Here is a 10,992-nt window from a genome sequence, read left to right as displayed (position 1 = left end):
CGCAAGCATCTTATTGTAGACAAGACGAACACAACCAAATGTTTTGGCTAATAATACTGCCTGTTCTCTGTTTGGTAGTAAACGGAATTTGAAAGCTTTGTTTTGTTTAGTCATATCAATTCACCTCGCTTTATACGGAATAATATCGTATATATTGATTGTATCGTAGAAATACCGTACAATCAAGTGAGAGGTGATAATTTTGAAAGATAATAAAGAACGTGTAGAAATTCGTATGCCTAAATCAATTATCGAAAAATTAGATAAATACCAAGAAGAAAACGGACTGTCTACAAGAACAGCAACTATTCTCGAATTATTGCGAAAAGGCTTAGAAAAATAACGTTGGCTAAAGCCAACCGAAATTCATCTCCCACCTACTCATTGGTGCTATTCGCACCTTCACATTCCTTGAGGATGGGAGACTTCTTTCGGAAAGCCGTTAAAAATGCGTGACCATACGTCCTCTGTATCTGCTAACACTACCGATACAAACTCCATCAGCTCATCTTCCTCTTCAGAGCTAATATAAGGACGTTCACTTGGCGGTGCCGTTTGTTGTGTACTATTGCCAACATTCGTAATGACATCACCAATACCACCACCGCTTAATAAAGTAAATAGCACAACAATAATGAGACCGATACCGCCAAGACCGCCACCTACTTTACCAACACTCATTCCACGACGGTCTTCAACATTAGAACTTTTACGTCTACCCTCGTATTTCATTGGTCATCTTCCTCTCTTTATCTTTCTGTTCACCATTTTTAACACATTGAAACACAGTAAAAAACCAGGAATGGCAACACTCCTGATTTCCTACTTACTTTTTCGACACTTTCGCGCGAAATGTAACTTCTTCCGTTAAAGCATCTAATTTTTCTTCTAAAATATGCGTAAACTCGTCTCGCCCTTCTTTGCCTCGACCCGTCACGTAAAAAGGCTCACCAAAAATCAAATAGCCCTTTTGACGTTTTAGCACATCTCCTACATTGCGTGCACCAATATAAGCTGCTGGTAAAATTGGCGCTTTAGTAAGCTGCGCTATCGTAATGGCTCCTTGCTTTAAATTAGCATTTTCCGCGTTGCGTGTCCCACTTGGGAAAATCCCTACAATCTTTCCTTCTTTTAATAATTGTCTAGGAATTTTTATGACACTCGGCCCGGGATTATCACGATCTACAGGGAAAGCATTTAATTGATCAATTAACCATCCTAAACCTTTTATTTCAAACAGCTGTTTTTTTGCCATAAAATGAATCTCACGCGGTAATAAGCTTAGCCCTAAATTTACAATATCTACATAGCCATTATGCGTACAAGCGATAATAAAGCCACCCTCTTTAGGAATGTGCTTCGTTCCAAACTGTTTTGCTTTAGAACCAGATAACGTTAAAATCGTATTGGCTACGCCGCCCATAAGTTTATACACGTTCTTTACCTACCTTATATTTTAATACTCTTATTGTACTGATTTGCTTGGATTCATGCAATATGACAAACTTTTCGCTACACTATTAAGTAAAGGAGCTGATTACAGTTGAATCGTTTATTTATTACAACAGCAAAACAACAAGCGTGGCAAGAAAAAATCGAACAGTACGGCGAGCAATTTCAGCAAAATGCTCAGCAAGTTGATGAGGCTGAAAGTTTCCCCTTTGCTACCATCGCTACCTTACGTGAGTTAGGCTATCCAAGTGTTACATTGCCCGTTGCGTATGGGGGCGAAGGATTTTCTGTTTACGATATGTTACTCACTCAAGAAACATTAGGTAAATATGATGCTAGTGCTGCATTAATTATGAGTTGGACGTTAGGAGTAGTAGGCGAAATTTTTGAAAACTGCATTTGGTCAGAAGAAAAGCTACACGCTTTTGCTAAAGAAATTCGTGGCGGCGCTATGGTGAATCGTGCGGCAAGTGAACAAGCGACAGGTAGCCCAACGAGAGGCGGTCAACCACAAACAACAGCAATAAAAACAGCAGAAGGTTGGTCTATTACAGGACGTAAAACATTTACTACCGGCTCTTACGCCCTTGACTATTTTATCGTGTCCGCTTGGGTGCCATCACTTCAACGTATTGGTAACTTTTTAATTCATAAAGATACACCAGGTGTAAGCATTGAAGAAAATTGGCATGTAATGGCGATGAAAGGCACTGGAAGTCATGATTTAGTATTGGAGAACGTCTGCATTGCAGAAGATGACCTCGTAGAATCTAATCACTCACGTCGCACTAAATTAAATGGTTGGAGCTTACATATTCCCACAACTTATTTAGGTATCGCACAAGCGGCGAGAGATTACGCAGTACATTTCGCTAAAACTTATCAGCCTAATAGTTTACAGACGACCATTAGCGAACTACCGAATGTACGCGCACATATCGGTGAAATGGACCTGTTACTTACGCAAGCGCGCTTTATGCTTTATGGCACAGCTATGGCTTTTGACGATACAACAAAACGTGCGGTGCTGTCGAATGAAATTAATGTAGCGAAATATACGGTGACAAATCATGCCATTACGATTGTCGACCGAGCAATGCGCTTAGTTGGCGCTAAAAGCTTACAGTTAGCAAATCCATTACAACGTTACTACAGGGATGCGCGCGCCGGTCTTCATAATCCTCCTATGGATGATATGACGATTGCACGTTTAGCGAGTGCAGCTTTACTGTAAATAAACAATGACACAGACGGTCACAACCATCTGTGTCATTTTTAGTCTAAAGAAAAAGCTTGCATTTTCATGCGTTTTTCTTTTGTTAAACCGAACTGTTCAGCTAAAAAATCGTCAACACTACTATAACGCGTATCAATGCCATCAAATACAGCTTGCAAATAATCTTCTCTCGCCTGCATTAGCGCATAAAATTGGGTCATTTCACTTTCCGTTGAAGTAATGCGCACTTTATTTGCGATTTGTTCTACCGTCGCTTGTAACAGCGCGTTCGTTTTTAAATAATCTTCAAAAATCGTCTCCCTCGGGACATCAAGCGCCAGTAAAATCATCGCACCGCCTATTCCGGTACGATCTTTCCCTATCGCGCAGTGATGAAGAAGCCCTAGTTTGTTAGGATTTTGTGCAACGGTCATTAACTGTTGGAATGAAGGGTTATCAAATGCCATTTGCGTATACAACGATTTAAACATTTCAGGCGTTACTTGTTTATAAAATTGATTGGCCTTTTTTTCTTCGTTGGGCATTTGTGCAAGCGCATTTAATTTTGCAGGTACACGTATATTTGTAATGTCTTCAAAGCTTGGATCTGGGTTTTTCATAGCTTCTTCATCATCACGGTAGTCAAAAATCGTTTTAATACCTAAGGCGCTAAATTTAGCTTTGTCAGCAGGCGTCATTTTACCAAGAGCTGCTGAGCGATAAAATAACCCTGGCTTTACTTGTCGACCATCATGAGTCCTATACCCACCCATATCACGGAAATTAGGTACCCCATCAAATTGAATTGTCATTTCATCACTTCCTTAACTCAATATTACTTTAATCATAGGCAATTTTTTAGTCTTTAGCTACTTCAAGCTCGTTATCTCATTGTTGTTTTAATAATTACTAGGCTGGTGTTATACTGTACAATACACTTATCGCTATGCGGAGGGAGTTTATTTGAAGGAAATCTTATTAATTTTAGTGCTACAACTCGTTTATGTGCCACTGCTGACCTTGCGTACTATTTTCCTAGTGAAAAATATCACATCGCTTGCTGCTATTATTGGCATTGCAGAAATGTTTATTTATGTTTTTGGTCTATCACTCGTATTTAGTGGGGATCAAAGCACACTCGCTATGGTCGTTTATGCAGTTGGATTTGGTTTAGGCATGTTTTTAGGGACACGTATTGAACAAAAACTAGCGATTGGCTATGTTTACGTAACGATTAATACACAGTCGCGCAATGCCGAAATGATTCGTATTTTACGTGACCGCGGGTTTGCCGTAACCATTTTTGTTGGTGAAGGTCGTGATAGCGCGCGTTATAAATATGAAATTTTAGCTAAACGTAATCGTGAAAAAGAATTATTTGAAATTGTAGAATCACTTGAACCACGCGCCTTTATGATTTCTTATGAGCCTAAATCATTTAAAGGTGGCTTTTTAGTCGAACGCATGAAAAAAAAGGCACAAAACCGCTAATATTAATCGCATGATAATAATTTTTCTATGCTAAAATAAACATACTATTATAGAAATTAAGCAGGTGAACAAGTTTGAACAAAGCGGCCGTTAAAAAAACGCTAATTATTACTATTGCTGTCATTGTTTTAAGTGTGGCAGCCTATTTTATTATCCCTGTCTCAGTACCTTTTATTTTAGCTGGTTGTACAGCTTTTCTATTGGAGCCTATTGTGACCTTTGCTAAACGTAAACTAAAGCTTTCTCGTCAAGCAGCCGTAGGTGTCATTTATACGATTAGTATCGCTTTCATTTCTTTTTTGTGCTACTTAACAGTAACGCAGCTTATTGCTCAAGTTATTAATATGTCGAAGCAGATGCCTATGTATATCGCTAAGCTAACAGGCATCTGGGTACAAATGCAAGGTAACTTAGCTAAATATACCGAAAATTTACCGGTAGAAGTAGCAGACTCCATCCAATCTACTATGTTAGATTTCACACGCAAGCTCGAACTATCAATCGTTAACATTTTTAACTATGAACGCATTACTGCATTTTTAGGAGAGATGCCTAGCTTTTTAGTTAGCTTACTCGTATATATGATTGCACTCTTCTTATTTATGTTGGAGTTACCTCGCTTAAAAGAGGCGTTCTTCTCTCGCTTAAAACCTGCTACAGAAGAAAAAACACGCATGATTATGAACCGACTGAAAGATGCTGTATTCGGCTTTATGAAAGCTCAGTTTTTAGTAAGTTTACTCATCGGCGGTGTGGCTTTTATCGCCTTACTAATTATCTATCCTAAATATGCTGTATCTATGGGGCTCGTCATCTGGATTATTGATGTTATACCTTTTCTCGGCTCAATTTTAGTTTTAGCACCTTGGGCCATTTTTTACTTTTTAATTGGCAATACCGCACTAGGTGTAAAACTCTTAATTTTAGCCGCAATTTTATTAATCATCCGTCGTACGGTAGAACCTAAAGTAATGGGATCACATATTGGCTTATCGCCGCTTCCGACATTGATCGCTATGTTTGTCGGCTTAAAATTGTTTGGTATTATTGGACTCCTACTTGGACCTTTATTAATCATCTTAATTATGGCATTAAAAGAAGCAGGTATTATAAAGATGCAATGGAAAATTTGAGCGAATGCTACAGCATTTGCTCTTTTTTTCAGACTTTTTTTATGTTCGTTCGTTATACATAGTAAGGAAGGAGGTTAGTTATGCCTTTACATCAATTTTCACGCATTTATGAAGCTTACTACAGCACCATTTATCGCTACCTTTTTTATCTCCTTCGTCATGAAAAAACAGCCGAAGATTTAACACAGGAAACCTTTGTACGCTTTATTAATGCCGCACTTGATTTTAAAGACGATGCACACAGAGTAGCCTGGTTAAGAAAAACGGCTCGTCACTTAGCCTATGACTATTTGCGCCGTCAAAAAATTATCAAATGGTTGCCTTTACTTACACAAGATGAGCCGACGACAACATGTTCGCTTACCTATTTAGAGAAACAACAAGATGCGTACCATTTATACGAAGCACTAAACAAGTTAAAAACTAGCGAACGTGAAGTTATTATTTTACGAAAAATCGAAGAACTTTCTATTAAAGAAAGCGCACAATTATTAGGTTGGTCAGAAAGTAAAGTGAAAAATACGCAGGCACGAGCTTTTGCAACGCTACGAAAAATCCTTGGAGGTGAAGCTTTTGAATAGCTGGCAATATTTACGTAACTTAACACCCACCACAGAACAAAAACAAAGAATGTATCCACAACCTAAACCGAAAAAATTTCCTATGGCTTTCGTTACTGTAACATTAGGGGCTGTTGCACTGCTTTTTATTATTTTAGCGCTACCTCAACAACAAACAGCAACTACAGCCACTCACATAACAGCTGCTTATGTCGTGGAAAGTTCTAGTGAACATTTTATCGCTAAACCTCATCCATTTACGCTTAATCAGCGCGCAATCTATAATAAAAACTATTTAAAAATGCTTGAATCTGCTTTAATACAACCAACAACTGAAAGTATACCTATCGCTAATAACGCGCAGCTTATCGTACGTTATAGCGATGGTACATTGCAAAAATTTTATATCCGAGGGGATTACTTAAGCAACACTACAACTGGATTGAATTATCCACTACCTCGTATGTTTATGTGGCAGCTGCCTTCTTATCAGTTTATCGGGTATGCCGCATGGGCCTTATTTTTAGTCGTACTACTATTTTGGCGTAAACAACTATCGCGTCAGCTACCAGCGAACGTCAAGTATCGCTTTTTAGCCGCAACTTTACCACAAATTATTATTTTATTATTATTAATTCCGACACTTACCTTGCTCACACTATTTCTTATAGCAACTAAGCCAACTTTACCCTTATTACCATTTATTATCATGGTAGCAGGCGTTAACCTACTTATTATTTACTTCCGTTACCGTGCTAACGAACCGAGAATTATTATAAAATTTGTCATTGGTATACAAATACTTGCCGATTGTACACTGTTAATTATTTGGAGCGTTAATAATTTAGTATTTTAGCATGATTATTTAATACAACTAGGGGTATACTATTAAGGGCATAGTAGTAGTTGGAGGACAATAAAATGAATTTACAAGAGCAACATTTAAACGAATTTATCGTACAGGCACTCGATAAAAATATGGCGATTATTTTATTTGATAAAAATCGCACGGTGCAATATGTGAGTGCTGCCTTTGCCCAAGCAGTAGGCTACTCACCAGAGGCAATGATTGGTATGAAGCATAGTGATTTATGTTTCCCTAGCTTCTCACAAAGCCCTCAATATGAACGATTTTGGCGTAACCTCTCGTCTGGTCGTAAATATGAAGATAAAATTGAACGAAGAGATGCTCGCGGCAATAGCATTTGGCTAGAGGCAAATTACATGCCGATTTTTGATGAGCGACACCGTGTTACACATGTGTTAAAAATTGCATTTGATATTACAAAACGTAATACTACAATTATGCAAGTTACGGATAATTTAAGTCATATGGCAGCAGACTTAAATAACCTTTCCCAAAATGGTATCGAAAGTAGCAGTAAACTTGCGAATGGCATCGAGCAAGTTGCTACTATCTCTCGTAATAATGCTACCATTATTTCTTCTTTAGAAAAAAGAACAAAAGATATCCAGCAAGTCGTACAAACCATTCGTGAAATTGCTGCACAAACAAATTTGCTCGCATTAAACGCTGCTATTGAGGCAGCACGCGCTGGCGAGCATGGGCGTGGCTTTAATGTCGTAGCGGATGAAGTACGCAAGCTATCTGTAAGCGTAGAAAAATCAATTATTGAAGTACGCTCTAGTGTCGATGCAATTACGAATGAAATTCAAGAAATCGCTACAGGCGTTCATGATATTGATAACACAGTCGAAACAAATTTATCGCAAATCCAAACAACCTTAAATGATTTCGAAGTTATTACTGAAGCAGCATTTTCGCTAGATAAAGAAGCAAAAAACTTCACTTCTATCATTTAATTTAAGTGAGTAGCCATACGCTACTCACTTTTTCACTTTACAATGTGGTTGATATCATTTATCATTGGGTTTATTAAAAGTTGGTCTTAGGAAACTTAGACTATTTTTTTACCCTAAAAGTTGCACGCAGGAAAATCAAATTTTTTTGCGCATTAAGTTGCATATAGGAAACTTTATAGAGAAGGTGATGTTATGGGTCATGCCATAGATGTGAATGACTTATATGTTTCATATTATGGAAAACAAGTATTAAAGAAAGTTAGCTTTACGATGGAGCAAGGACGGCTAATTGGTATTGTGGGCCCTAACGGCGCTGGTAAGTCTACATTGATGAAAGCCGTTTTAGGGCTTATCCCTAGAGACCGTGGCAACGTATTAATTGACGGGCAACCTATTAAAAATGTGCGTAGTAAAATTGCCTACGTACCGCAACGTGCTACGATTGACTGGGACTTCCCCATCACGGTGCTTGATACCGTTTTACTTGGCACGTATCCAAGCCTTGGGCTATTTAAGCGACCTAAAAAAGAGCACCGCGAATGGGCTTACCATTGTTTAGAAAAAGTTGGGATGGAGCATTTCGCTAAAAACCAAATTGGTGAGCTATCTGGTGGTCAGCAGCAACGTGTCTTCTTAGCACGAGCCCTCGCTCAAAAAGCAGATACTTTCTTTTTGGACGAACCTTTTGTTGGGATTGATGTGACAAGCGAAGCGCTCATTATTAAAATCCTAAAAGAATTACGTGATGAAGGTAAAACAGCACTCGTTGTACACCATGATTTAACAAAGGTTAAGGATTACTTTGATGACTTAATTATTGTTAACGGCGAAATCATCGGTGCAGGCGCTGTCGAAAAAGTAATGGTGCCTGAAACAATGAAGAAAGCCTTCAAAGCACAGTTTTCACTTTGGGATGCAATGGAGGTAGCACCGTCATGATGAGTTTTATTCAGGATATTCAACAATATGAGTTTTTACAAAAAGCATTATTTACTTCTGTTATTGTAGGTATTATTTGCGGTGTACTTGGTTCGTTTATTATTTTGCGTGGTATGTCACTGATGGGTGATGCTATTTCACACGCAGTACTACCTGGTGTCGCGCTATCCTATATGATGGGCATTAACTATTTTTACGGCGCTGTAACTTTTGGTTTAATGACAGCGTTTGGCATTGGTTTTATTACACAAAACAGTCGTGTTAAAAATGATACATCTATTGGTATTGTCTTTTCTGCATTTTTCGCAATTGGTATCATTTTAATTGGTAAAGCAAATACAAGTACCGATTTAACAAGTATTTTATTTGGTAATGTGCTATCTGTACGTGACTCAGATATGTGGATGACACTTGCAGTTGGTGTTGTTGTGTTAATTGCAGTTGGCTTATTTTATAAAGAGCTACTTGTGAGCACTTTTGATCCAACGCTTGCAGCAGCTTATGGGCTACCAAATAAATTAATCCATTACTTCCTTATGGTGCTCTTAACACTCGTTACTGTTGCGTCACTACAAACAGTAGGTATTATTTTAGTTGTTGCTATGTTAATCACACCAGCTGCTACTGCCTACTTATTAACCAACCGACTATCTATCATGATTACCATTTCAGCTATTCTTGGCGCATTGTCAGCCGTTACCGGGCTATACATTAGCTTTGTTTACAACTGGCCATCAGGTGCAGCCATCGTACTCGTTACGACTTCATTCTTTATCGTAGCGTTTTTATTCTCACCAAAACACGGTATTGTTTGGCGCCAATTGCGTGCGCGTAAGCATAAAACAGCATTACAATAATTTAATCAAAAGGAGATTACACATGTTTAAGAAATTTTGGCAAGTTAGTTTATTAGCACTCGTAGCCGTATTTGCACTCGCTGCATGCGGAGATAAAAAAGAGGCTACAGATTCACCTAAGAGTGAAGAATCAAAAAGTGAAAAGCTTCAGCTTATCGCAACATTTTCTATTATTAATGATTTATTAAATGAAGTGGGCGGCGACTTAGTTGAGGTACACAGCATGGTATCAATTGGTCAAGACCCACATGAATACGAGCCACTACCTGAAGATATTAAAAAAGCTACAGACTCAGACGCAATATTCTTTAATGGTTTAAACCTTGAAGGTGGCGAAAAAGGTTGGTTTACTAAACTAACAAAAAACGTTAAAAAAGAAGATGATAAAGTTTTTGAAGTAATGAAAGGCGTAGAGCCAATGTATTTAGCTTCAGAAGATGGTCAAGATGAAGAAATCAACCCTCATGCCTTCTTATCACCTGTTGTTGGTATTCAAATGGTGGAAAATGTACGCGATGCATTAGTACAAATTGACCCAGAAAATAAAGAAACTTACGAAAAAAATGCGGATACATTTTTAGCTGAGCTAACAGAGATTGATGATTTATACACAGCAAAAATTGCTGACATTGACGAAAAAAATCGAGTGCTTGTGACAAGTGAGCGCGCTTTCCAATACATGACATCTCATTACGGACTGGATGAAGGTTATATTTGGGCAATTGATACAGAAGAAAACGGTACACCTGCACAAATTAAAGCACTTGTAGAATTCGTAAAAGAGAAGAAAGTCCCTGCGTTATTTGTAGAGTCTAACGTAGACAAGCGTCCAATGGAAACTGTTTCAAAGGAAACGGGTGTTGACATTGTTGCTGAAATTTATTCGGATGAATTAGGTCGCTCTGGTACAGACGGTGAAACGTATACAAAATTCTTACGTTCTAACATCGAAAAAATCCATGATGGTCTAGGTTCTGTCTAAAAACTATTTCCACCCCATGATACAATGGTGTAAATCAGAAAATGGGGTGGATGAAATGGCGCCAAGTCGTTACGAATTAACAGATGAACAGTGGAAACAAATTGAAGGGTTCTTCCCACCGTACACAACCGGTCGTCCTTCGAAACGAAGTAACCGTGAGATGTTCAATGCGATGCTGTGGATTGCGCGTAGTGGCGCACCTTGGCGTGATCTGCCAGAACGCTATGGCTTTTGGAAAACGGCATATGCGCGCTTTTGTAAATGGCGCAATGACGGGACACTCATTTAGACACGTCCTAGTGAGTTCGAAGCACGGGCAACAAACGATCTTAAATATGGAAATTTAATTGGACACGCTAATAAAAGTAAAATACTTAATCACGTCTGTTGATTAACTAGTTTTTACCAATCAAATTCAATAAAAAAGAGAGATTCCATGTAAAATGTAAGTTACGACACCAACTTTTACGAGGAGAATCTCTCATGGCTAAGAATACCACGGTTTTTACTTTACTTCAAAACTTTATTTCACAGGACG

Annotated in this window: 13 protein-coding genes and 3 pseudogenes; 12 read left to right on the top strand and 4 right to left on the bottom strand. The window is 38.3% G+C overall.

Annotated features, from left to right (window positions below; all coding sequences use genetic code 11):
• Positions 1-114, bottom strand: a 114-nt coding sequence (locus tag DDE80_RS12665; protein WP_153060878.1) for a helix-turn-helix domain-containing protein, incomplete at its 3' end; no start/stop codon positions are given.
• Positions 115-202: 88 nt separating this feature from the next.
• Here DDE80_RS12665 and DDE80_RS12660 point away from each other — a divergent pair.
• On the top strand, positions 203-343 hold the full coding sequence (locus tag DDE80_RS12660) for a ribbon-helix-helix domain-containing protein (protein ID WP_108306967.1): 141 nt from the start codon (positions 203-205) through the stop codon (positions 341-343).
• A 59-nt stretch (positions 344-402) separates the two neighbouring features.
• Here DDE80_RS12660 and DDE80_RS12655 read toward each other — a convergent pair whose 3' ends face one another.
• Together DDE80_RS12655 and DDE80_RS12650 are read right to left on the bottom strand one after the other, a co-directional pair.
• Positions 403-732, bottom strand: a complete 330-nt coding sequence (locus DDE80_RS12655) for a neutral zinc metallopeptidase (protein ID WP_108308212.1) — start codon at positions 730-732, stop codon at positions 403-405.
• A gap of 94 nt (positions 733-826) precedes the next feature.
• Positions 827-1,435, bottom strand: a complete 609-nt coding sequence (locus tag DDE80_RS12650; protein ID WP_427901816.1) for a lysophospholipid acyltransferase family protein — start codon at positions 1,433-1,435, stop codon at positions 827-829.
• 108 nt (positions 1,436-1,543) lie between these two features.
• Between DDE80_RS12650 and DDE80_RS12645 the strand changes: the two genes are divergently transcribed.
• Positions 1,544-2,686 (top strand): acyl-CoA dehydrogenase family protein, encoded by a 1,143-nt coding sequence (locus tag DDE80_RS12645; protein WP_108308211.1) that lies wholly within the window; start codon positions 1,544-1,546, stop codon positions 2,684-2,686.
• Between the two features lie 41 nt (positions 2,687-2,727).
• Here DDE80_RS12645 and DDE80_RS12640 read toward each other — a convergent pair whose 3' ends face one another.
• On the bottom strand, positions 2,728-3,480 hold the full coding sequence (locus tag DDE80_RS12640) for a tyrosine-protein phosphatase (RefSeq protein ID WP_108308209.1): 753 nt from the start codon (positions 3,478-3,480) through the stop codon (positions 2,728-2,730).
• 151 nt (positions 3,481-3,631) lie between these two features.
• Between DDE80_RS12640 and DDE80_RS12635 the strand changes: the two genes are divergently transcribed.
• The 10 genes and pseudogenes from DDE80_RS12635 to DDE80_RS12595 all read left to right on the top strand — a co-directional run.
• Entirely contained in the window at positions 3,632-4,159 is a 528-nt protein-coding gene (locus DDE80_RS12635) for a DUF2179 domain-containing protein (protein ID WP_108308207.1), read from the top strand.
• Positions 4,160-4,233: 74 nt separating this feature from the next.
• Positions 4,234-5,292: a sporulation integral membrane protein YtvI gene (ytvI, locus tag DDE80_RS12630; RefSeq protein ID WP_108308205.1), complete on the top strand. Its 1,059-nt coding sequence runs from the start codon at positions 4,234-4,236 to the stop codon at positions 5,290-5,292.
• Between the two features lie 80 nt (positions 5,293-5,372).
• Positions 5,373-5,873, top strand: a complete 501-nt coding sequence (locus DDE80_RS12625) for a sigma-70 family RNA polymerase sigma factor (RefSeq protein ID WP_108308204.1) — start codon at positions 5,373-5,375, stop codon at positions 5,871-5,873.
• Positions 5,866-6,708 (top strand): hypothetical protein, encoded by an 843-nt coding sequence (locus tag DDE80_RS12620; protein WP_108308203.1) that lies wholly within the window; start codon positions 5,866-5,868, stop codon positions 6,706-6,708. Before DDE80_RS12625 ends, DDE80_RS12620 begins: the two co-directional genes overlap by 8 nt.
• A gap of 65 nt (positions 6,709-6,773) precedes the next feature.
• Positions 6,774-7,139, top strand: a pseudogene (locus DDE80_RS15775) (PAS domain-containing protein); the annotation flags it as partial.
• Positions 7,140-7,334: 195 nt separating this feature from the next.
• Positions 7,335-7,676, top strand: a pseudogene (locus DDE80_RS15770) (methyl-accepting chemotaxis protein); the annotation flags it as partial.
• A 192-nt stretch (positions 7,677-7,868) separates the two neighbouring features.
• Positions 7,869-8,615, top strand: coding sequence for a metal ABC transporter ATP-binding protein (locus DDE80_RS12610; RefSeq protein WP_108308200.1), 747 nt, complete (start codon positions 7,869-7,871; stop codon positions 8,613-8,615).
• A complete protein-coding gene (locus DDE80_RS12605) occupies positions 8,615-9,472 on the top strand; it encodes a metal ABC transporter permease (protein WP_108308213.1) in 858 nt (285 codons plus the stop codon). Before DDE80_RS12610 ends, DDE80_RS12605 begins: the two co-directional genes overlap by 1 nt.
• Before the next feature lie 22 nt (positions 9,473-9,494).
• Positions 9,495-10,454 carry a metal ABC transporter solute-binding protein, Zn/Mn family gene (locus tag DDE80_RS12600; protein ID WP_108308198.1) on the top strand — a complete coding sequence of 320 codons (960 nt, stop codon included), beginning with the start codon at positions 9,495-9,497 and terminating at the stop codon, positions 10,452-10,454.
• A gap of 55 nt (positions 10,455-10,509) precedes the next feature.
• A pseudogene (locus DDE80_RS12595) lies at positions 10,510-10,731 on the top strand (transposase); the annotation flags it as partial.
• Positions 10,732-10,992 lie beyond the last annotated feature (261 nt).

The sequence above is a fragment of the Metalysinibacillus jejuensis genome, assembly GCF_003057615.1.
Taxonomy (GTDB): domain Bacteria; phylum Bacillota; class Bacilli; order Bacillales_A; family Planococcaceae; genus Metalysinibacillus; species Metalysinibacillus jejuensis.
The sequence above is the reverse complement of the archived record's forward strand: the minus strand, read 5'-3'. Positions and strand labels throughout refer to the sequence as shown.